We start from the raw sequence: 21094 nt of genomic DNA, 5'->3' as shown, positions 1-21094 counted from the left end.
CCACGTCGTAGGCCCTTCGCTGTCGAGAGAGTTCGCGTGCTGGATAACGGCGAAACTATCTTCGGCTGTGTCTTCGATTCGAACACAGATGGAGCAACGGCAACTGCGGACGCTCGTCGCGGTCGGGATGGTCCTTCTCGGGAGTGTTCAGGCAGTCTGGGGTCTGGTGCGGGGTGACCTACCGTTCGCCTCGTTCGGCGTCGTGTATGCTCTCCTCGGTGGGGCGTCCTACTGGTTCTCCGTTCGGCCCGGCACGTAGCAGGGACACGCGGCGAATTCACCTGTTCCCTATCGACCGTGCTTGCGGACCTACTACATGAATCTAGTGTAGAGTTCGTTCGTATCGTCGTCCTGGTAGACCCGGATGTCTATGTAGGATGCTTCGGGGTCTGTCGCGTTCTCGCCGGGATAGAAGTGGTGATGATCCCACTGACTGCGCCCATTCTTCAGGAGCGTCCGCACCAGATACGGTCGTCGTTCTACGAGGTTCGACTTGCGAATGGTGCTTGCTGAGTCGCCTGCTTTCGGTGCCGGGATCGTGAACTTGCGACCTAGAACCAGACCAGCGCCGTGTTCGTCGGTATCTTCGCGGAGGATCTCGATCTTGAGTGGTTGACGCTCGGCGGTGTAGTTGTAGAGGTTGAGGTCGACCGTGTGCGTTGAAGTTCCCAGCTCCATACATCCTGCCAGCGACGAGACGAACGCGCTACTGCCGAGCAAGACCGACCGGCGGTTGGAGGGCATCGTAGAACGCTTGTTTTCCATCTCCTGCTAAATACATTTACTCTCGTTCCACTGCACCACGACGGATTGCAAGCTGGTGACGGGGCATCCCGGAAGCGATGTCCGTACGAGGAGACGGTCATCGAACGCGCCTGCACCGTCACGACGGAGAATGTATCGCCGAGCGTCGTGACGTACAGCGCACGGCCTCCCCTGCCTCAGACGGTGCGCACCAGCACGGTAACGTCGTAGGTGCTCCGTTCGGTCGTCACGTGGACGTCGAACGCCACGGCCAGCACGTGCGTCTCGCCGCTCCGGTTCTGGACGACGACACCGTGTTCCGCTTCGCAGGCGCCGAACTGGCGGTTCGGACCGTCCGGGCAGTCCCCGTTCGCCACCCGACTGGCCGCCGACCGGTTGTACCGTACCCGGTAGACGGTTCCCGATTCGACGCGCGCCGCTCGCAACGTTTCGAGGTCGTCCGACAGTCGCCTGCGGACGCTCGAGACGGCGGCCGACCGCGACTCCCACCGGTAGATCGATGGGACTCCCGCCGTGGCGTCGGCGACGGCCCGCGAGAGCACGCGGTCGGCGTTGCGGACCGGGGCGTCGTAGTCGTCGCTGGCCGCCACGTCGGCGTGGTATCCCAGTTGCAGGTACGCGAACACGACCGGCGCGAGGGCGACGGCGACGACCGCTGCCGCGGCCAGCACGAGCTGGGCTCGCTCTCCGTCGACGGCGCTCGCTCCCCTCACACGTACCACACCCATACCGTCACGTCGCCGTTCGCCGTCGTCACCGTCGCCACGCCTACGGGGACGTCGGCGGGCTTCCGGTAACCGACCGCGCCGTGTGGCGTTCCGACGCGGAACATGAGGTTGTCCGGGAGGATGCGGTCCACGCGACGCTCCAGCGCGGCACGTTCCCGATCGAACGTCTCGGCCGATTCCAGGAGTTCCGAGAGCCGGGTCGTCCCCTGGTGACGCGGCGGTTCGCCGGCGAGGACGGTGCCGGCGTCCTCCGCGTACAGGTCAAGCTGGGCGTCCCGGGTCTCCGGCGACGGGACTCCGAGTGCGAATCCGAGCGCGACTCCGAGGACGAAGACGACGCCGACGCCGGCCTCGACGACCGACAGCGACAGTTGGGCGCGTCGCGTCCTACGCATCGACGGTCACCGCCAGTATCGCCTTCCGCGTTGCTGTCGGATGGTAGGTCACCTCGACGCTGCCGGTCGGCAGCTGCCCCTCGACGTCGAACGCGAGTTCGACCGTCTCGTAGCGGGAGACGTCGACGCTGAAGTTCCCGGCCAGTCCGGACGCGTTCCGGAGGACGACGCGTCCGTCGGCCCGTACCTCGGTCACGGTCGTTCCGTCGGGGGGTCGAATTTCAAGGTCGACCGTTCGTGTGCGTCGGGGTAGCGTGAACGCCGGCGTCGCGTCGAAGCGAGGCGTCAGCCTGACGGTCTGGCGGCGTTCGACCAGCACGATGCGACGGATCGTGGTGCCGTCGTCGACGTCGCCGTGCTCGACGACCGTCCCGTCGCCGACCGTGACGCGAACGCCGTGTTCGGCGACGACGGGGAACAGCGTTCGCAACCGGTCCCCGTCGAGTCGGTCGAGTGCCGCTCCGTCGAGGACGTTCGAACGGACCGTCACCGGCTCGTCCGGTCGAACGAGTCGTTCGCTGAGGCCGACGGCGACGCGCCGCGACTCCGCGTCGCGTTCGGCACTCACGAACGCCCGGTCGGCCATCCCGAGGCTCATCGCCGTCACCGTCGTCAGGACGACGAGCGCGACCGCGAGCGCCGGGAGGTTCATCTGTGCGCGCCTCACCGTCGGTCACCCCGTCTCAGTTCGACGATCAGACCGTCCGGTCCGGGTCGTACGACCACTGTCGCTGGCGTCCCGCTCGACCACGTCCCGCGGACCCCGTCGACGCTCCCGGGGAGCGTGAGTTCCACGGTCGTTTCGACGCGCTCGTTCGGATGGACGAGCGACAGCGACCGGTTTCCAGCGCGAATTTCGTACGTCCGACCCCGTATCGTGTCCGGGAGCGACACTCGCGCTCGAACCCTGACAGCGATAGCGTCGGTCGGGACCGACTGCTGGACGCGCTCGGCCGACTTCGAGAGGACGCGTTCGCCGACCTCCACCCCGGCGGCCGTCCGGTACTCCGGGACGACGTTCCCGTACAGCGTCGCCGTAAGCAGGCCGATGTACAGCACGACGAGACTGGCCTCCATCGCCTTGCCGACGAGCGGGCTCACGGCGCGGTCGTCGATGGGCCGGGGTTCCGTCCGCCCCCGACCAGCGGGGTTACGGCTAGCCATGGGCGACCTCCAGGCGCATCTCGTGGACGACGAGGTACGCCATCCGTTCGCCCGGGTACGTGGCAACGACACTGTCGACTCCGTCGTCGTCGAAGTTTCGCGTCGTCACCGTTGCGTTGGCACGTTCGAAGTAGCGTCGCCAGGCACCCGGCGTGGCCGTCTCGACCGCTACTCGGTATCTCCCGTCGCCGAGCGTGGTGCGATTGTGGGTGACGTCCGTTCCGAGGACGACGGACTTCCCGGTCGTTGAGGCGATGGCGAAGTCGGACGCGTCGAGCTCCGGTGCGCCGACGACGAGGACGTCCGGCGAGGCGGTGACGGGCGGCCGTGTGACCATCCGTCCACCCTTGCCGGCTCCACGGACGACCGCCCCTGCGAGGAACGCGACGCGCCTGTTCTCGGTGGTGAAGACGAGCGCGTCGACCCGGACTCGACGGACGACGCCGTTCGCGTCGAGCACGCGGAGGTCGCGTTCGACCGTCCGGAGTTCTCCCCGGGAGAACGAGATACGACCGCGGTTGACGCCCGTCGTCTCCACCGGTTCGAGCGCGCGGTCGAGGTCGGCGGCGACGCGGTTCGCGTCCGCGGTCGCGGCGTTGCTGTCGACGACGGCGCCGATGCTCGCTGTCAGCGAGCCGAGCGCGACCACCGTGACTCCCAGCAGGATCGCGACGCCGACCACGTCCGACTGGCCACGAAGACGGCCGCTCATATCATTCCCGCCCCCGCGAACACGAAGTAGGCGACCGCAACCAGTGCTCCCGAGTGCAGCAACGCCTCGTAGAAGCCGCGGCTCGCGTAGCCGGCGAACCAGCCGCAGGCGAGCATCGTCGCCTGGGTGACGACGTAGAACCGGAACCGGTCGCGTTCCGGCTGGACAGCGTTCGGGTCGAGCGCGAGCTCCGTGGACGCCGACGAGACCGTCGACAGTTGCGAGAAGCTGTCCAGCACGTATCCGTTGACGGCGACCATGATGCCGACGACGAGCAGCGCCGTCGTCCACCCGACGGCGACGTAGACGAGGAGATTCGACCGAAGCGCTTTCCGTTCGTGGTAGAGACGACCGATCTCGACCTGCAACGTCTCGAAGACGGTCTCGGTGTCCCCGCCCACGTCGAGGGTCCCGGTGACCAGTCCGATGGTCTGGTCGGCCAGCGGCGTCCCGACGCGCTCCACGAACCGCGAGAGCGCGTCCCGCCGTAGATCGCCCTGGCGGGTCGTCAGGTTCGCGTTGAACGCGAGGTCGTTCACGTCGGGCTGTAGCGCGCCGAGGTCGACGTCGCGCGCGACGCGGGCGACGGCCTCGGAGAACGGCCGCCCGAGCGTGACGTGCCCGGAGACGGCGTGAACGAAGTCGCGTATCTCTCGGTCCTTCGCGTCGTCGCGGTACGCACGCCGGACGGCGATCAGCCCCACGGGGAGCGCGAACGAGACGTACGCGAGCAGGACGACGTCGACCCGCGAGTACCCCAGCGTCCAGAGCAGTGCGGCGGCGAACGCGGCCAGCGGTCCGACGACGACGACTGCGTTCGCCGGGTTGGTCAGAGCGGTCCGGACCACGTCCCCCGGAGCCGCCGAAGGGTGGTACGTCGGCGGCGACTGGTCGGCCGGTCGGAGCGTCGACACCAGTTTCGCCGCCCCAGCACCCACGACGAGGATGAAGACGGCACTCCCGTAGACGACCAGAGCCCGTACCGACAGCGTCACCAACGGGAGTGGGACCGGAGCGCCGAGTCCCGGCGCCAGCACGCTCATCACCGTCAGCACGATGACCAGCAGTGCGGGCAGGACGAGCAGGACGATGAACATCTCCGCCAGCAGTTCGAGGAAGTCCTGTGCCTGCTCGCGCGACCGCGCCTGACGGTGGCTCAGCATCCGGCTCTCCATCTCGAGGTACTGTTCGAGCGCGTCCGGCCCCTGTTCGGCGTGTTCGCGGAACTTCAGCAGGAACGGCGCGAGCGCGTCCCGCGACGGCGTGTCCCTGGCGACGATGCGCAGGCCGTCGTCCAGGCTTCCGGTGAGCGCCGCCTTGTTCAACACTTTCCGGAACGCGACCGCTGTTTCGCCGTACGACTCCTCGCGGTTGGCAACCTTCCGGAGCATCCCTCTGCGGTCGTCGTTGCCCGACGAGAGCGCGCGGAGGTACCGGACGGCGCCCGGCAACGTTGCCTCGATGCCGGACTGGCGGGCGCTGGCCGCCCACTTCAGGTGCAGTCCCGCCAACGAGACGGTCGCTCGCTTTCCGACGGCCGCGCAGGTAAACGCCGCTAGCGTCGCACCCTGTATTCGCGACAGCGCCGGCAGTCCGACGCGGTCGACGAGGGGGATTCCGTCCTGCAGGAACGCCGCGACGCTGTCGAACACCGGTGCTGGAACCGCGACCGTACCGAGGAACGCCCAGGCGAACGCGGAACCGAAGACGAGCCACGAGAGGCCGTAGGCCCGCGCGAGGTAGACGTCGAAACTCGCGGTGACGTTCGTCGCCCGGTAGCGTTTGCGGTCGGTCGCGTGACGCGAGCGGTCGGCGTGACGCGAGAAGAGAGCGTACAGCGCGCGGTCGAGGATGCCGAGCGACCCTGCCCCGTGGCGGACGCTCTCCTCCCGTGCTGCCGGGGCCTCCGAAACGCTCACTGGCCAACCCCCCTCGCGGACGGGGACGTCCTGGCCGTCATCCGTTCACCTCTCGCTTCACGCGTTCGACGGTCGCGGTCTCGTTGTTGTGGAGGTCGGCGAGGAACGAGAACAGTTCGTCGAAGTCGGCGACCCCCTCCCGTTCGAGGTACTGCACGTAGCGATGCTTGCGGTGGAACTCCGTCTCGACGGCTTCGACGCTCCGGTCTGTGCGGTCAGCGAGTCGGTCGAAGAAGTGGAGGCCGAGGTCGCGCTCGTCGTCACCCAGCCTAGGATGGTCGTAGTCGACGTGGAACTCGCCGTCGTGGTCGCGCCAGGCGACCGCGTTCCAGTAGACGGTGGTGTCGTCTTTGTCTATCGCCCCGCAGCGACCGTCGCAGTCCGCGAACTCCGCCTCGCTCACGAGTTCGACCAGTTCGCCGACGTAGCGGTCGCCGTCGACGTACTGCGGGAAGACGACGAGGTCTATCTCGCGGAGGAGGTAGGGTGGCAGCCCCTGCTCTATGACCCGGTTGACGAGCTTCTCGATGTCGTCGGCGTGAGTGGTGCCCAGAACGCCATGACCCGTGTTGAGCGTCTCTGCGAACGTAGCGAACGAGGCCTCGGTGTTGATCTCGGCGATGACCTCGACGTCGGGGTTGAGGTAGTTGCATTCGGTCATGAGGTCGGCCATCGTCACGCGCTTGTAGTCACTCTCGTGGTCGCGCGTGGTGAGCGAAACGCCGGTCTCGTGGGGGAGTTCGACTTCTCGCGACCCCTCGTCGATGCTGATCGGGCGGTCCGAGTAGGGGATGAAGGGCATGTGGGCGTTCAGCAGCGTCGTCTTGCCCACGCCGGTTGGTCCGGAGAACAGCGCGACGCCGTGGTGCTCGTAGAGCATCCACAGCAGCGTCACGATCTCCGTCGAGATGCTGTCGTTGTGCAGCAGGTCGACGGGCGTCATCGTCTCCGGTGCCTGCTTGCGGATGGAGATGTGCGGGCCGTCCTCGCTGATGGTCGGGAGCGCGACCGCACACCGGATGGTCTCCGCGTTGGGGACGCCCTCCGGCGAGAGGTTCACCTTCGCGCTCGGATTCGAGGCGTTCAACTCGACGCCGTCGGCGGCCGCCATCTGGGTCACGACGTTGACGAAGCTCGTCTCGTCGTCGAACGCGAGATTCGTCGGCACGCGCTCGCCGTGCCCGACCACCCGTCCGCGCGGGACGACCTTGATGCGCTCGCCGACGCGGTTCGCCTCGACGTCCTCCAGCAGGCCGTCGCGGATGGGCACCGTCAGCTTGCCGTGCCCCACGTAGTCGCGGAGGACGTAGTAGACGAGGTCGGTCAGCCGGTCGTCGGAGAAGCGGTGGTCGACGGGCGGGACGGCGAGGTCGTACTCCGCGAGAGCGGTCCGGAGGCGGTAGGTCGTAGCGTCGAGCCACGCCCGGGTGTTGCGCGCGGTGAGGCGACGCGACAGGAACTGGCGGGCGCGCTCGCGGACGAACGCCGCGCGGTCGTCGACGACGCCGTCGACGTTCGTCTCCCAGATCCGTTCCTTGCACTCGTCGATGAGTTCCTCGTCGCCGGGGAGCAGGTTCGGTTCGAGGACGGCGTACTTCGTCGCGAACGAGTCGGAGCCGAGCAGGTGCTCGCGGTAGAGGACGACCGGTACCTCGAAGCCGCGGAACTCGACTGCGTGCGTCTCGACGCGCTCGCTGGCGAACCGTTCGAGGTAGTCGGCGTCCGCCGGCAGGTCGGTGTCGGCGGGCGCGTAGTCGTCGGTGTGGACGACGAGGTGGTCGCCCGCCGCGTCGGCCACCTCGATGGCGTCGTCGAGCGCCAGCGGCGTGAGTCGGCCGAGACAGAGCAGGTCGGCGAGCGCGTGGTAGTCGACGCGCCGACGGGCGTCGTGGGAGAGGTCGGTCAGGCGGTCGATGACGCGCCGGTACTTCGGGTCGAAGCCCGCATCGACGCGCTCGACGGCACCCTCGCGGGTGAGCGGCCGCCGGAGGTTCGCGCCCTCGAAGTGGTCGTGAATGCGTTCGAGGGCGCGTTCGTCGGCCGGACCCAGCGCGGGTTCGCGGACGTCGTAGTGGAACCCCTCCGCCGTCTCGCGGACGGTGGCGACGACGCCCGGGTACAACTCGCGCTGGGCGCGGACGTCGGGGGCGTACCAGGCGTCCGGGTCCCCGGGCGGGACCGGCGGATGGACGTGGTCCGGCGGCGATTCGTCGGACGACGACGGGGCTGCCGCGTGAGTGCGTCCCATACGCATCCTTCGACTGCTCTTATCATTTAAATTTTCAGTTCTAATGGTTGTTTATCACGGCGGTAGTTCCGGTAGGATGTCATGGGCGCTCCTGTGCCGTGGCCGCGTCCGAATCGTCCGGGGGATCGCTCGACGGTGCGCTCGCGACGAGAAGAAACTATATTAAACGGTGGTCCTATTTTAATCGTCTCCCCGCGGCATCTATTGGGACCACTCCGAAGATATTTACCATGATAGTTTCTCACTAGCACCAAATTGGTGGGGAGCAGTAACGAGATCGACGCCGGCGGGGACGACACGTCGACAGAGCGGCGGCTCTCCGACGACGACCTGCTCGGGGAGCTCCAGCGCGTCGCAGGTGACCTCGACAAGACGCCCAGTCTGCGGGAGATGGCGGCGCACGGCGAGTACGCCCCGAGCACGTACCAGTCGCGGTTCGGGTCGTGGAACGACGCCGTCGTCGAAGCGGGTCTCCCCCCGAACTCGCGCCGCCAGCCCGAGTACGCCGACGAGGAGCTGCTCGACCACCTGCGCGACCTCGCGGACGACCTCGACCGGACGCCGTGCAAGAAGGACATGCGCGAGGAGGGCTCGCACTCGCCGACGACGTACGCCGACCGGTTCGGCTCCTGGCGCGACGCGGTCGACGCGGCCGGGCTCTCGCCGCCCCAGCGCGGCACGGCGGTGTCCTGTGACGAACTGCTGGCGGAACTGGAGTCGCTCGCGTCGTCGCTCGGGCGCGCCCCGACGTCGACGGAGATGGACGAGTCCGGCGCGTTCTCGTCGTCGACGTACCACCGGCACTTCGGGTCGTGGACGGCCGCGGTCGAGGCGGCCGACGTTCCCGACGGGTCGTCGACGACGCGGCGGCTCTCCGACGAGGACCTGCTCGGGGAGGTCCGGCGACTGGCGGCGGTCCTGCACCGGCCGCCGACGACGACGGAGATGGACGAGTTCGGCGAGTACAGCCCGAGCACGTACCGCCGCCGCTTCGGGTCGTGGGCGGACGCGCTTGCGGCGGCGGGACTCGACCCGGACGAGAGGCATCGGGGGAGCGCGACGGGCAAGATCGGCGAGCGGGCGCTGCTGGACGACCTGCGGTCGCTCGCCGACGACCTCGGGCGGTCGCCGACGGCCGAGGACGTCCAGGAGCGCGGCGAGCACAGTCCGGCGACGTATCTGGACCGGTACGAGACGTGGAACGCCGCGCTGGAGGCGGCGGGGCTCGACACGCGCCGGTCCCGGCGGGACGGCATCGGCGACCGGGAGTTGATCGTCGAACTGCGGCGGCTGGCGGCGTCGCTCGGGCGACTCCCGCAGCGCACCGAGATGGAGGAGCAGGGGCCGTTCTCGGGGATGACCTACTACAGCCGGTTCGGGTCGTGGCAGGACGCGCTCGCGGCGTCGGGGTTCGTCACGAGTCCGGGTTCGGACGACCCCCTGGTGCAGGGGTTCTGCAACGTCTGCTGTCGCTCGCTGACCCAGTCCGTGTCGCGCATCCGCGAGGACGGCAAGCTCTACTGCGGCAGCGACTGCGAGGCGGTCGGCCGCCAGGACGTCGTCGAGTTCGAGGCGGACGTCCTCGGGCGGGCCACCCGGAAGGGGATCGTCCTCGGGCGGTTCGCGTACCTGCTCGACCAGGCTGACACGCTCGTGCCGGACGTCCTCCTGTGTCTCAGGTACGCCATGGACATCGAGGAGTCCGGGTTCGATTCGGCGGTCCGGGACGGGTGCGAGATCCGGGCGCGCGGGGGCCGCGTCGACGTCACCGCGGAGCGGGGACCAGAGTCGTTCCGGGTCGCGACGGGGACGCTCGCGGAACTCGCCGGACGCGTCGAGGAGACCGCGCACCGGGAAGACGAGGCCCCGTCGCCGACGTGGGGCGTCGACGACGGCGTCGAACGGAACACCGCGGGCGAGGGGTAGCGGTGTCGTAGCGCGGTCGAGCTGCGGGTGGTTCCTCGGACGCTGACTCTACTGTCGGGACCGGCCGACTCTCGGGAATGGCTCGATGGTTTCTCGGTCACGATAATTTTCTTTCAGGATGTGGGGCGAGATTCCGTGATTTACTTAGGATAGACTCGAGAACCCGGCGTTCGAGGAATGGTCCTGTGATGGAGAACGTCGGCGAACGCGCGAAGCGCTTGGTCGGCATCCTCCTGATAGTCGTCAGTGGGCTGAGCTTCTTCACGGCCTCCGTCACCCACGGTCTGTCGGGTGAACCAGTCAGCGCGCTCCTGTTCGGCGCCGTCCTGCCGGCGTTCATCTCGCTCGTCATCGTCGCGGCCGGCGTGGACGCCTACCGCCGCGACCTGCAGTCCGTCGACGTCCTGCGGATGAGCGGCTGGATGGTCGCCATCATGGTCATCGGGTTCCTCGTTGCGATCCTGTTCGTCTGGTACGAGCGCGCTCACGGCGGCGTCATCATCCACGTCAACCACGTCGTGGTGAACACGATGGCCGGCAGTGCGGGCGTCGGACTGCTCATCGGCGTCTACGAGAACAAGGTCTACCGCCAGACCCGACGGCTCACGACCGAGACGCGCATCCTCGACACGCTCCGCAAGGTCGAGCGCGACGTCGTGGCCGCCGACACCCGCGCCGAACTCGACAGCAACATCTGCGAGACGCTCACGTCGGCGACCCCGTACGTCTTCACGTGGATCGGCGAGGTGGACCGGTCGTCGAGCGAGATCGTCCCCCGGGCCGCCGCTGGCGTCGACGAGTCCTACCTCGACGCCATCTCCATCCCGGTCGACGAGGGCGCTGCCGGCCCGACCGCCACGGTCGTCCGGACCGGGCGACCGCAAGTCGTCCAGAACATCCACACGGACCCCGACTTCGAGCCGTGGCGCGAGCAGGCGCTGGAACGCGGCTACCAGGCCAGCATCGCCGTCCCGCTGACGTACGGGGACACCCAGTACGGGGTGTTGAACGTCTACGCCGACCGGCCGGGCGCGTTCGACGACCGCGAGCGACGCATCCTCGTCGAGCTGGGCGAGACGATCGGCTACGCCATCCACGCCCTCGACGAACAGGACGAACTGAAGCGGAAGAACGAGCGCCTCGACCGGTTCGCCAGCGTCACCTCCCACGACCTCCGGAACCCGCTGAACGTGGCGACGGGCTACCTCGGCATCGCTCGTGAGGACCGCGACAGCGAGGCGCTCGACAAGGTGGCCGACTCCCTCGAACGGATGGAGGCGATCATCGACGACGTCCTGACGCTGGCCCGCGACGGCGAGGCCGTCGAGGACCCCTCGCTCGTGGACCTGCCGTCGGTGCTCGACGAGTGCTGGCGGTCGGTCGAGAGCGACGACGCGGACCTGGTCGTCGCGACGGACGCCGCCGTGGTGGCCGACGAACGCCGGCTCCGGCGGCTGTTCGAGAACCTGTTCCGGAACGCCGTCGAGCACGGTCGGTCGGACGTCACCGTCCGGGTCGGCGCCGACGCGGAGCAGGGGACGATGTACGTCGCGGACGACGGCCCGGGGATTCCGGACGCCGACCAGGCGGCCGTCTTCGACCCCGGATACTCCACGGGCGAGACGGGGACGGGGCTCGGCCTCGGCATCGTGCGGGAGGTCGCGACTGCCCACGGGTGGGACGTCGCTGCCACGAACGGCGACGGCGGCGGTGCGCGGTTCGAGGTCACCGGCGTGACCGTCGTCGAGACCTGACCGGCTCCGGTTCCGGGTGCGACCACTCGGCGCGGTCGCGCGATTTGGGCGGACGGAAATCACGTCGTCCGTCGTCGCGTGGACTGGCCTCCCGTCGTCGGTCCGTCTCACAGTGGGAGCCGTGGATTTTCGCCTCACACTTCTGTGGACGTCCGGACAGTATCCGAGCTATCGATCCGTCACTTTCACTCCCCCTCGCATTACATGAACGGCGCCCGGATGTAGGTTCACCGACAGTTTTAACACGGGATGTAAAGTACGCTTTACTGTAAAGGAGTGTTTACACCACCGATGCTCGACCATCCAACCCCGCTACAGTTCCCCGGAACCGGTCGCAGGAAGAGTTCGCCTCCCTTCGTCAACAGCACCCACGCGACGACAGAGATGGTGAAACAGCCATGACCGACCACGCCATCACCGCCGACGGACTCACGAAGCGGTTCGGTGACGAACTCGCGGTCGAGGACCTCTCCCTGTCGATCCCGCGAGAAACCGTCTACGGCTTCCTCGGCCCGAACGGTGCGGGGAAAACGACGACGATGCGGATGCTGGTCGCACTCACCGAACCCACGGCCGGCACCGCAGACGTTGCCGGCGTTTCGATCGCAAACCGGCCCCGACTGACCCGAAGAATCGGCTACTTGCCTGCGGACCCGCCCCTCTTCGACGAACTCACCGCCTGGGAACAACTCCGCCACGTCGCCCGCATCCACGGCATCTCCGACGGCCAGGCCGACACCCGGATCGAGACGCTCCTCGACCGGTTCAACCTCCTCGCTGACGCCGACAGACGTATCGAATCGTATTCGACGGGGATGAGAAAGAAGGTCGGCATCATCGCGGCGCTGTTCCACGACCCTGACGTGGTCTTCCTCGACGAACCCACGAGCGGCCTCGACCCCCGCGCAGCGCGCACCGTCCGGGACACCATCGCCGATCTCGTCACGCGAGAGATGACCGTCTTCCTCTCGACGCACGTCCTGTCGATCGTCGACGAACTCGCCGACACTGTCGGTGTGATCAACGACGGTGCTCTCGTCGCAGAGGGTCCGCCCGCGGAACTCAAAGCCCGCGCAGACGAGTCGCCAGACCTCGAAACCGTCTTCCTGGAGGTCACCGCAGAACGGGACGGTACGACCCGCGACGGTCCACAGACCGACGCCGGTGGCCCAGAGACGGAGGGGACACGGACAGATGTCTGACGGACCGTCCCGCTTCTCGGACTCGCAGACGTCCGCGTCCGCCAGCGCTCGCGCCCACGGCTCGACCGACGCGTCCGGAGGCGTCGTGCCATCTCCTCGTCGGAGCTGGGAGTTCGCCCGGGTCGACCTGCTTCGCGGGTATCGCTGGGTCAGATACCAGGACTTCTGGCTCGCGTTCACCGCTCTCGTGGGAATCCTGGGCGCGTTCTTCCTCTGGCAGACGTTCGACGCGGCGAGAGCCGTCGGTTCGGAAGTCGCCGCTGGCGCGGCGCTCCCGTCGTGGATGGTGACGGCGACAGGCGTGCTCTGGCTGTTCTTGACGATCCTGCTCGTGACCGACGCGCTGGGGAGCAACGGTGACCTCGACAACGACGGTCAATATCTCACGCTCTGTCCGGCGGCCGACGTCGTCGGTGGCCTCTTGCTCGCGGCCGCGAGCAAGTTCTCCGTCTACACGCTCGGCCCCGGACTGGCCGCCGGTGCCGGATTGGCGGCGGGAACCGGCTCACTGCGTCCCCTACTCGGCGTCGGCGCTGCAGCAGTTGTCATCCCGGCCACGGCGGCAGCGGTCGGGTACCCGATCGGGTTCGCGCTCAAGGGTTTCATCCGCCGGTCGGGAAACCTCGGGCGGATCACGACCGTCCTCGGCGGTGGTATCGGGCTCGCGTACGTCACACTCGCTGTGACGGGCGAGTTGTTGACGCTCGTCGAGAGACTGGAACCGGTCGTCCAGTCCGCACCGCTGGCGTGGTTCGGCCACCTCGCACTCGCCACGATACCCGACGCCGGAGTCGACGTCACTGGGGCGCTCGTTCTCCTCGGGTTCACACCGGTCATCGTCGTCGGTGGGACTGTCGTGGCAGTCCCGGCAGCCCGATACGCGTGGCTAGCGGACGCCACTCACTCCGGGGACGACGAGACGGAACTGGTGGCGCCCCCGGAGTCCCGTCTCGACGCGGCTCTCGATACGATCTGTCGGGCGCCTGCGACCCTCGGAATCGCGAGTACGACGCTCCGCCGGGCAGTTCGCTCGCCGTTCCAGTTCGTGTTCGTCGCACCGCCGCTTCTGGCCGCGATAGTCTTCGTGGAGGGTGTGGTGACCACCGGGTCGGTCCCGTGGTACGTGCCGTGGTTCGTCGTCTGGTACGGAGCGTGGGCTGGTGGTGCCGTGCTGCCGTTGAACCCGCTCGGGAACCAGGGTTCGATGCTTCCGACGCTGTTGACGGCTCCGGCGCACGCCCGCCACGTCGTCCACGGGAACGTCGTCGCAGCGACGCTCGTCTGTGCGCCGCCGACCGCGGGGCTAGCCGTCGGCGCTGGCTATCTGGCCGGTAGTTCCCCGCCAGTGCTGGTCGCACTCGGCGGAGCCAGCGTCACCGCAGTCACCGGGAGTGCGCTCGTCGCGACCGGTATCGGGTCCGTCTTTCCGCGCTTCGAAGCGGTCAGTCTCGACGGGTCTCGACAGGCAGTCCCGCCGAGCAAACGCGCGTACGGCCTCTTCTCGGTCACCCTGAGTCTCGTCGTCATCGCCGTCGCGTTCGTCGCCGACGCGACTGCGCGAACGATCGGTGCTGTGCTTCTCTCGCAGTGGCTTCCCTTCGGTATCGACGTCGACAGCGGAACGCTCGCGACGCTCGGCTGGGCCGTGGTCGTCGGTGGTGCTCTCTCGATCCCGGTCGCGTACCGGACCGCAGTTCGACGCATCGAAACCTACCGCGTCCAGTAGACGACCGGGGAATGGAACGTGGCACGGTAATCGGAACCCAGCGCTCCCGACGGTCCGACGAACGTCAGTTTTAACACCTGATGTAAAGTACACTTTACTATCGAACGAGGGTTACGTCGTGACCACCAACTCAAACACGGGACTCACTCGCCGGACGTACAGGCGAGCCGTTTACGGAGTCGCTGCGGTAGCGACACTTGGATTTCTCGCCGGGTTCGTACTCGACCACCAGTTCGCCGGTGCGATCGTCTACTTGCTCGGCGTGTGGATAGCCGGCGGGATCGCCGTTCTCGCACCGATGTGGAGCGAGACGACACTCCAGGACGAGCGAGACTACGACTTGCACAACCGTGCCAGTGGCATGCTGGTCGGGGTCACGATGGTGCTCGGGCTGAGCGTCCTCCCGGTCCTCTACGTCCTCGACGTCGGTAGTTACTTCGAAATCACGGGGGAAGTCTCGGGTGTAGTCGTCACGCTTTCGGCGCTGTTCCTGTTGTACGGCGTCTGTTTGGGAATCGCCAAACGGCGCACGTAACTATGCAGAACGACCTTCCCAGGCGACGCGAGGAGGATGGGCTCAGCCAGGGTGAACTCGCCGAGGCGGTCGGCGTGACTCGCCAGACGGTCAATGCGATCGAACGCGACCGGTACGACCCGTCGCTGGACCTCGCATTCAAACTCGCCGCGCACTTCGACTGTACTATCGAAGACATCTTCGAACCCGGTCACGACGACGCGTAGACGGCCCCTCTCGGTTCACCACACGTCGTGATGGGTTGCCCCGGTCATCGTCGCTGGCTTCGTAGTGAGCGCCCGTTTGGACGTGAGACGGGAGCACTGTTCTACCGCTACTGCTGCTCCGGTCCGACTACCCAGTTTCACTGCGTGTCGAACACGTCTGCGGGAGGGACCCGAGGTCGACTTCCAAGACATTTTCCCGAGCAATAGTCGACGTGTACCGTGATGGCTGAGAGCGACCGTCCGGACTTCGGCGGGCTGTGGAACGGACTCTCGTATATCGCTCTTGGTCTACTCGGAATGTCTGTCTTCGTATTCTACGGGGACTCGGTCGATACTGGCGAGACCATAGCGAGCCTGGCGCTGGTGGTGATCGGTGTTGCAGCAGTGCTCACCCCGCGGCTGTCACCGCTGTTCACCGAACTGGACCGCTATTGGACCGGGCTGTTCTGGACGCTCTGTGGGCTTGGTGTCATCGGTCTTGGCGCAGTGGCTTCGCGTACCGCCAGCATGGGAGTCAGTGGCGCTGTCGTCGGGGGCGGTCTCGTAGTCTACGGCGTTCTCATCGCCTTCGGCCGATAGGTCTTCACTCTGGACAGCCCGAAGACACGGTGTCGGTTCGACAGTTCACGCGGTCGCCTTCGGAACGAGTTCACGGAACTGGTCGGCGAACGTATCGCATCGGCGGCGGCAGCGTATCCCTCGTTCCGATGCCATCGCGGATATTGCGGTGTGGGAAAACCCTATCCCGCTCCGAGGGTTGAAGCGAGTATGGTCGCGAAACGTGAACTGCTCGACCTGCTGCTGTCGAACGCTCGCGAGAGCACGGACGACCTCGCCCGGCAACTGGGCACCGACGCCGACGAGGTCGCAGCACTGGTCGAGGAACTGGAGCAAGAGGGCGCCATCCGGGGCTACCACGCCATCGTCGACTGGGACCAGGTTGACGACGAGCACGTCCAGGCGGCGGTCGAACTGAACGTGGAACTCGACCGCGAGACGTCCTACGACGACATCGCCAGCCGCATCGCGGGCTTCTCGCAGGTGTCGTCGCTCCGCCTCATGTCCGGCGACTACGACTTCGCGGCCCAGGTCGAGGGCGAGTCGATGCACGACGTCTCGCGGTTCATCGCCGACCGCATCGCGCCCATCCCCGAGGTGACCCAGACGGTGACCCACTTCGTGATGGAGCGGTACAAGGAGCGCGGCGTGGAGTTCGACGACCACGACGACGACCGCCTCTCGGTCTCGCCATGAAGGTCGCAGACCGCGTCCAGCGCGTCCCGCCGTCGGGCATCCGCAAGTTCTTCGAACTCGCGGAGGAGCACGACGACGTCATCTCGCTCGGCGTCGGCGAACCCGACTTCACCGCGCCGTGGCCCGCCAGGACCGCCGCCATCGAGTCGCTCGAACGCGGCCAGACCTCCTACACCTCCAACCGCGGGAAGATCGAGCTACGGCGCGCCATCGCCGACCACGTCGCGCGCTGGGACCTCGACTACGACCCGGGCGAGGAGATCCTCGTCACCACCGGCGCGAGCGAGGCCGTCGACGTGGCGATGCGCGCGCTGGTCGACCCCGGCGACCGCGTCGCCGTCCCCCAGCCGTCGTACATCTCCTACGTGCCCGGCGTCGTCTTCGCCGGCGGCGAACCGCTCGCGGTACCCACCTACGCCGCGAACGACTTCGCGCTCACCTACGAGGACCTGGAGGCGGCGGGCGCGGCGGACGCCGACGTGCTCGTCCTCTGTTACCCGAACAACCCCACCGGCGCGACGATGTCCCGCCACGAACTCGCCGAGGTCGCCGAGTTCGTCCGCGAACACGACCTGACCGTGCTCTCCGACGAGATATACGCCGCGCTCACGTACGACGGCGAGCACACCTCCATCGCGACGCTGCCCGGCATGCGCGAGCGGACGGTCGTGTTCAACGGCTTCTCGAAGGCGTACGCGATGACCGGTCTGCGCCTCGGCTACGCGCTCGGTCCCGCAGAGGCCATCGACGCGATGAACCACGTCCACCAGTACTCGATGCTGTCGTCGCCGACGACCGCGCAGTACGCCGCCATCGAGGCGCTCCAGAGCTGCGAGGACGAGGTCGCGGAGATGCGCGAGGAGTACAACCGCCGCAGGCGGTTCGTGCTCTCGCGGTTCCGCGAGATGGGCCTCGACTGCTTCGAGGCGGAGGGCGCGTTCTACGCCTTCCCGCACTGTGGCGGCGACGACGAGCAGTTCGCCGAGGACCTCCTGAACGAACAGGAGGTCGCCGTCGTCCCCGGCAGCGTCTTCGGCGAGGGCGGCGAGGGCCACCTCCGCGTCTCCTACGCGACGGGGATGGCCGACCTCAAGGAGGCGATGGACCGCATCGAGACGTTCGTGAACGGGTGATGGCCACCGGCCCGATCTTCCTTTAAGTGCTTCTGGCGACAACGGGTAGATACGGAGGGAGGACGGGCCGGGTTCTGTCGCACGCTTATCTCCCAGAGACGTCTGCAGTTGTTCACCGGCCTCTACATCGTCGCTAGTCGTCGTGCCCTCTCGAACCGCGGGTCCGTCGTCGTCCTTTAAGTGCTTCTGGCGACAACGGACAGATACGAGAGGAGTCGAGTTCTGCGGTCAGTTCGTTCACCGGAGAGACGTCTCTGTCGCCTGGCCATGTGTCGTCGGATTGCACGTACTCCACCGACCGCGTCGTCCTTTAAGTGCTTCTGGCGACAACGGGTAGATACGAGGGAAGCAGGTCGATTCTACGGTCGTTAACGTTCGTCAGGAGATTCTTCTGTCTTCACGGTAGTCACGCTCGCCAGCGACAGTTCGCGGTATTCGTCCCCAGGTCACCGCTCGTCGTGCGCCGAGCGGAGCGTCCACTCGCCATCGTCGACGAACGGCGACCCGGGGTAGCCCGCGCTGCGCCAGAGCGCGTCGATTGGGTCGGCCAGCGCCGACCGAACGTTGGCGTCGAAGTTCGCGAGTGTGACGGGAAACGGCGCGAGGAGGTCCTCGCGAATCGACTGCGGGGACGGGCCGGCCTGTCCGGGGTCGAGACGACAGCCCGCGGTGCCGAAGACGCTGATGGCGACGTGGACGGGTGCGGTCGCCTGGTGGTACGCGAGCAGGCGAAGGTACCGCCGGACGCACGCCGTCAGGTCGAGTTCCAGCGCGCGACCGTCGAGGCGTGCGCGACGCTCGTCGCCCTCGCCGTCGCCATCTGGGTCGTCGAACGGGAGCGCCGAGACGGACTCGACGACGCCGTTCGAGAAGAGGTGCGCGTAGCCAGCGCAGCGGTCCGCCGACCCGTCGGCCGCGACCGCGGCACCGAACCCGTCCGCGGTCCACGTTCCCTGTCCGGGGTCGCGCGCGCCGAGCACGGGCAGTTGCGTGGGCCGCGACGGGTCGGCCTCCGGCACCACGGCGCTCGCGCCGAGGTCGAGCGCGTAGCCGTCGTCGTAGACGCCGTCCGGAACGACGTGGACGACGACGGCGCGCGGTTCGTCGAAGCCGAAGTAGCCGTCGCCGGTGGCGACCGGATCGAGGCGCTCCTCGTGCAGCGCCGTCGCCTGTTCGTTCGACCCGCCGGAGTACTTCGCCGCCATGACCGCGTCTCGATAGCTCATCCGGTCGGGTGCAACTCTCCGGACGCGGTTAAGCCGACTGGTAGGGTGGCCCTGAACCGCGTGTACGTTCCTTCGACAGTTTCGCCCGCTGATGGGTGGAGGTACTTTTTTCCCGGACAGCGTCGTGGTCCACGAAGCAAGATGGTCCCGTCCAAGCTGTCGTCCAGCCCGCGCTGGCTCTTCCTCGCACTTCTCTCGGTCAGTGTGGCGCTCGGTGGCGTCGTCCTCGTCGGTGAACACTTCGTCGACCCCAGCGACGGGGAGAGCGGTCAGCCGTCGTTCACGAACGTCTCCCACTGCCGGACGATCTCCCAGCCCGGCTACTACGCTCTCCGTAGCAACGTCGGCGGCGCCGCCGGGCTGTCGGACAGCTGTTTCCGGATCAAATCGAGCGACGTGGTCCTCGACGGGTTCGGGCACGCCATCGACGGCCGGGGGGTGACGAACTCCACGGGCATCCGCATCGTCAACGGGAGCTCCGTGTCGAACGTCACCGTCCGGTCGTTCGACCTGTCGGACCTGAACCGCGGCATCCACGTGAAGAACGGCTCACACATCCAGGTTCGGCGAGTGAACGCGTCCCGGAACGCGGAGGGCGTGACGTTCTGGAACACGACTCGAAGCACCGTCGCGCGGTCGGGCTTCGAGCGGAACCTCGTTGGGGTGGTCGTCGACAACGAGAGCGCTCGCGTCCGGATAGCGAACAACAACTACTTTGCGAACAACTACGCGGGCGACGTCGCGCGGAGGCGCGGCCGGTTCCGACGAGCCGACGCGACGCAGTCGACGACCGCCGTCGGCACGGTCGGCCCGGACGAACGGTCGCCGGTGCGTGCACCGACCAGCCGATATCGCGCGGCGCGACGACGGGCCGACGCCACCAGGTAGCTACCGCGGTCGTGGCCCGTCGGGCGCGTCGACCCCCCGCCGACTGGGCTTGACCTCCGCGGCCCATTCGGGATACTCCTGGCGTTCCGGGCCGTCGAACGAGGCGTCGCCGGACATCGCCTTGATGGCCTTCGCGTCGTCGCGGCTCCAGACGCTGCCGTCCTCGTGGAAGATGCCGTTGATAACGCCCTGCCGGCGCAGTTTCGCGGAGTACGCCGGCTTGAGCATCAGCGACCAGAAGAAGTTCCCGATGCCAGCTTTCTGGATGAGCGGCGCGAGCGAGGAGTAGTCGGGCACGGCCGAACCGTCGTCGAGGTTCGCGAAGAAGCCGTCGCCCGGCCGGATGCGCTGCCACTCCGAGAGCCAGACGGGTTTGTCCATCTTCGTGATGACGTGGTTGGCCTGTCGGAGCATCCGGCGGTACTGGGCCGGCGTGTTGGCGAAGTTGTAGTGGAACTGGAGGATGTCCATCCCCCACTCCAGGAAGTGGGTGTTGTTCGCGAGGCTCGTCGACCCGACCGTCAGCGGGACGTCGCCCCGGTAGACGGTGAGCGTCTTCGCCATCTCCTCCATGAACCGCATGTCCTTCCGGTTCCACCCGGGTTCGTTGGTCAACTCGATGGCGAGCAGGCGGTCGTCGTCGCTGTACCGCCGCATGAACCACCGGACGTACTCACGCGGTTTCTCCCAGAGGTTCTCGTTGAGCATCGTCCGCGTCGCCGGCGAGAACGTGTGGACGCCCTTGAGCAGGTCGTCCTGGACGAGGTTCTCGTACGTCGGCTCCAGGCCGATGCTGTCGTGGAGGCCGAGCACGACCCGGAGTCCGTAGTCGTCGGCCGTGTCGAGGAAGTGTTCGAGCGCCTGCTCGTGCCCCTCAGGGTCCTGGAGCCAGTACTGGTAGCTCATCCACGTCCGGATGGCGTTCAGGTTCAGTCGCTCGGCGTACCCCAGGTCGCGTTCGGTGACGTCGGGGTCGTAGTCGTGCCACATCTGGTAGCGGTTGAACGCCCGCGTCGGAACGTAGATCGCGCCGCGGACGTCGACCGGCGCGTTCGTGTCGAACTCGTCCGGGAGGACGTCGTTCGTCGTCCCTTCGCCGGTCGACCCCGCTGTCCGTCTCGCCCCGTTCGTCCCGGTTCCCTCGCGAGGCGTCCGCGCGCGTTCGTCGCCCGCGTCGCGGACCGTCCCTGCGGTCAGCAGACCGCCTGCACTCGCGCCGATACCCTTGACCAGAAACCCACGACGGGAGGTGCGCCCGTTCATCCGTCTACCGGGACAACGGCCATCGCCTAAAGGTTACGACGGTCAGGGGG

At 67.4% G+C, this 21094-nt stretch carries 20 protein-coding genes; 10 read left to right on the top strand and 10 right to left on the bottom strand.

The genetic code is table 11. The annotated features are described in order from the left end of the window. Positions 1-312: 312 nt before the first annotated feature. The 8 genes from NKT36_RS04995 to NKT36_RS04960 all read right to left on the bottom strand — a co-directional run bounded on the left by NKT36_RS04995 (position 313) and on the right by NKT36_RS04960 (position 7931). Complete coding sequence (locus NKT36_RS04995) at positions 313-744, bottom strand: hypothetical protein (RefSeq protein WP_327052852.1); 432 nt, start codon at positions 742-744, stop codon at positions 313-315. Positions 745-941: 197 nt separating this feature from the next. After that, positions 942-1493 carry a DUF7261 family protein gene (locus NKT36_RS04990; RefSeq protein ID WP_327052851.1) on the bottom strand — a complete coding sequence of 184 codons (552 nt, stop codon included), beginning with the start codon at positions 1491-1493 and terminating at the stop codon, positions 942-944. After that, positions 1475-1888, bottom strand: coding sequence for a DUF7262 family protein (locus NKT36_RS04985; protein WP_327052850.1), 414 nt, complete (start codon positions 1886-1888; stop codon positions 1475-1477). Before NKT36_RS04985 ends, NKT36_RS04990 begins: the two co-directional genes overlap by 19 nt. After that, complete coding sequence (locus tag NKT36_RS04980; protein WP_327052849.1) at positions 1881-2555, bottom strand: DUF7263 family protein; 675 nt, start codon at positions 2553-2555, stop codon at positions 1881-1883. Before NKT36_RS04980 ends, NKT36_RS04985 begins: the two co-directional genes overlap by 8 nt. Then, positions 2552-3052, bottom strand: coding sequence for a DUF7266 family protein (locus tag NKT36_RS04975; RefSeq protein ID WP_327052848.1), 501 nt, complete (start codon positions 3050-3052; stop codon positions 2552-2554). The genes NKT36_RS04980 and NKT36_RS04975 overlap by 4 nt, the downstream gene beginning before the upstream one ends. Continuing rightward, positions 3045-3764 (bottom strand): DUF7289 family protein, encoded by a 720-nt coding sequence (locus NKT36_RS04970; RefSeq protein ID WP_327052847.1) that lies wholly within the window; start codon positions 3762-3764, stop codon positions 3045-3047. The genes NKT36_RS04975 and NKT36_RS04970 overlap by 8 nt, the downstream gene beginning before the upstream one ends. Beyond that, positions 3761-5683, bottom strand: a complete 1923-nt coding sequence (locus tag NKT36_RS04965; RefSeq protein ID WP_327052846.1) for a type II secretion system F family protein — start codon at positions 5681-5683, stop codon at positions 3761-3763. The genes NKT36_RS04970 and NKT36_RS04965 overlap by 4 nt, the downstream gene beginning before the upstream one ends. 37 nt (positions 5684-5720) lie before the next feature. Then, the gene (locus tag NKT36_RS04960; RefSeq protein ID WP_327052845.1) at positions 5721-7931 is read right to left on the bottom strand and encodes a type II/IV secretion system ATPase subunit; all 2211 of its coding nucleotides are present in this window, start codon (positions 7929-7931) and stop codon (positions 5721-5723) included. A gap of 258 nt (positions 7932-8189) precedes the next feature. On the opposite strand from NKT36_RS04960, the gene NKT36_RS04955 reads away from it, so the two are divergent. From NKT36_RS04955 to NKT36_RS04915, 9 genes are all read left to right on the top strand, one after another. Next, on the top strand, positions 8190-9857 hold the full coding sequence (locus tag NKT36_RS04955) for a homing endonuclease associated repeat-containing protein (protein ID WP_327052844.1): 1668 nt from the start codon (positions 8190-8192) through the stop codon (positions 9855-9857). A gap of 188 nt (positions 9858-10045) precedes the next feature. Beyond that, entirely contained in the window at positions 10046-11611 is a 1566-nt protein-coding gene (locus NKT36_RS04950) for a sensor histidine kinase (protein WP_327052843.1), read from the top strand. A 398-nt stretch (positions 11612-12009) separates the two neighbouring features. Next, positions 12010-12813 (top strand): ABC transporter ATP-binding protein, encoded by an 804-nt coding sequence (locus NKT36_RS04945; protein WP_327052842.1) that lies wholly within the window; start codon positions 12010-12012, stop codon positions 12811-12813. 421 nt (positions 12814-13234) lie between these two features. After that, positions 13235-14539 (top strand): hypothetical protein, encoded by a 1305-nt coding sequence (locus tag NKT36_RS04940; RefSeq protein WP_327052841.1) that lies wholly within the window; start codon positions 13235-13237, stop codon positions 14537-14539. 118 nt (positions 14540-14657) lie between these two features. Then, the gene (locus NKT36_RS04935) at positions 14658-15074 is read left to right on the top strand and encodes a DUF2178 domain-containing protein (RefSeq protein ID WP_327052840.1); all 417 of its coding nucleotides are present in this window, start codon (positions 14658-14660) and stop codon (positions 15072-15074) included. A gap of 2 nt (positions 15075-15076) precedes the next feature. Continuing rightward, a complete protein-coding gene (locus NKT36_RS04930; RefSeq protein ID WP_327052839.1) occupies positions 15077-15280 on the top strand; it encodes a helix-turn-helix transcriptional regulator in 204 nt (67 codons plus the stop codon). Positions 15281-15502: 222 nt separating this feature from the next. Beyond that, a complete protein-coding gene (locus tag NKT36_RS04925) occupies positions 15503-15859 on the top strand; it encodes a hypothetical protein (protein WP_327052838.1) in 357 nt (118 codons plus the stop codon). A 189-nt stretch (positions 15860-16048) separates the two neighbouring features. After that, positions 16049-16534: an Lrp/AsnC family transcriptional regulator gene (locus NKT36_RS04920; RefSeq protein WP_327052837.1), complete on the top strand. Its 486-nt coding sequence runs from the start codon at positions 16049-16051 to the stop codon at positions 16532-16534. Then, positions 16531-17667 (top strand): pyridoxal phosphate-dependent aminotransferase, encoded by a 1137-nt coding sequence (locus NKT36_RS04915; protein WP_327052836.1) that lies wholly within the window; start codon positions 16531-16533, stop codon positions 17665-17667. The genes NKT36_RS04920 and NKT36_RS04915 overlap by 4 nt, the downstream gene beginning before the upstream one ends. Positions 17668-18113: 446 nt before the next feature. Here NKT36_RS04915 and NKT36_RS04910 read toward each other — a convergent pair whose 3' ends face one another. Next, positions 18114-18893: a hypothetical protein gene (locus NKT36_RS04910; protein ID WP_327052835.1), complete on the bottom strand. Its 780-nt coding sequence runs from the start codon at positions 18891-18893 to the stop codon at positions 18114-18116. A gap of 141 nt (positions 18894-19034) precedes the next feature. On the opposite strand from NKT36_RS04910, the gene NKT36_RS04905 reads away from it, so the two are divergent. Continuing rightward, the gene (locus NKT36_RS04905; RefSeq protein ID WP_327052834.1) at positions 19035-19781 is read left to right on the top strand and encodes a right-handed parallel beta-helix repeat-containing protein; all 747 of its coding nucleotides are present in this window, start codon (positions 19035-19037) and stop codon (positions 19779-19781) included. Here NKT36_RS04905 and NKT36_RS04900 read toward each other — a convergent pair whose 3' ends face one another. Beyond that, positions 19782-21044: a cellulase family glycosylhydrolase gene (locus tag NKT36_RS04900; RefSeq protein WP_327052833.1), complete on the bottom strand. Its 1263-nt coding sequence runs from the start codon at positions 21042-21044 to the stop codon at positions 19782-19784. Positions 21045-21094 lie beyond the last annotated feature (50 nt).

It is taken from the genome of Halomicrococcus gelatinilyticus, from assembly GCA_024227995.1.
GTDB lineage: Archaea > Halobacteriota > Halobacteria > Halobacteriales > Haladaptataceae > Halomicrococcus > Halomicrococcus gelatinilyticus.
The sequence above is the reverse complement of the archived record's forward strand: the minus strand, read 5'-3'. Positions and strand labels throughout refer to the sequence as shown.

Coding starts and splice junctions, on each gene's coding strand:
- NKT36_RS04995 (WP_327052852.1), bottom strand. CDS start 744: ATGCCCTCCAACCGCCGGTCGGTCTTGCTCGGCAGTAGCGCGTTCGTC.
- NKT36_RS04990 (WP_327052851.1), bottom strand. CDS start 1,493: ATGGGTGTGGTACGTGTGAGGGGAGCGAGCGCCGTCGACGGAGAGCGA.
- NKT36_RS04985 (WP_327052850.1), bottom strand. CDS start 1,888: ATGCGTAGGACGCGACGCGCCCAACTGTCGCTGTCGGTCGTCGAGGCC.
- NKT36_RS04975 (WP_327052848.1), bottom strand. CDS start 3,052: ATGGCTAGCCGTAACCCCGCTGGTCGGGGGCGGACGGAACCCCGGCCC.
- NKT36_RS04970 (WP_327052847.1), bottom strand. CDS start 3,764: ATGAGCGGCCGTCTTCGTGGCCAGTCGGACGTGGTCGGCGTCGCGATC.
- NKT36_RS04960 (WP_327052845.1), bottom strand. CDS start 7,931: ATGGGACGCACTCACGCGGCAGCCCCGTCGTCGTCCGACGAATCGCCG.
- NKT36_RS04950 (WP_327052843.1), top strand. CDS start 10,046: ATGGAGAACGTCGGCGAACGCGCGAAGCGCTTGGTCGGCATCCTCCTG.
- NKT36_RS04945 (WP_327052842.1), top strand. CDS start 12,010: ATGACCGACCACGCCATCACCGCCGACGGACTCACGAAGCGGTTCGGT.
- NKT36_RS04930 (WP_327052839.1), top strand. CDS start 15,077: ATGCAGAACGACCTTCCCAGGCGACGCGAGGAGGATGGGCTCAGCCAG.
- NKT36_RS04925 (WP_327052838.1), top strand. CDS start 15,503: ATGGCTGAGAGCGACCGTCCGGACTTCGGCGGGCTGTGGAACGGACTC.
- NKT36_RS04920 (WP_327052837.1), top strand. CDS start 16,049: ATGGTCGCGAAACGTGAACTGCTCGACCTGCTGCTGTCGAACGCTCGC.
- NKT36_RS04915 (WP_327052836.1), top strand. CDS start 16,531: ATGAAGGTCGCAGACCGCGTCCAGCGCGTCCCGCCGTCGGGCATCCGC.
- NKT36_RS04910 (WP_327052835.1), bottom strand. CDS start 18,893: ATGAGCTATCGAGACGCGGTCATGGCGGCGAAGTACTCCGGCGGGTCG.
- NKT36_RS04905 (WP_327052834.1), top strand. CDS start 19,035: ATGGTCCCGTCCAAGCTGTCGTCCAGCCCGCGCTGGCTCTTCCTCGCA.
- NKT36_RS04900 (WP_327052833.1), bottom strand. CDS start 21,044: ATGAACGGGCGCACCTCCCGTCGTGGGTTTCTGGTCAAGGGTATCGGC.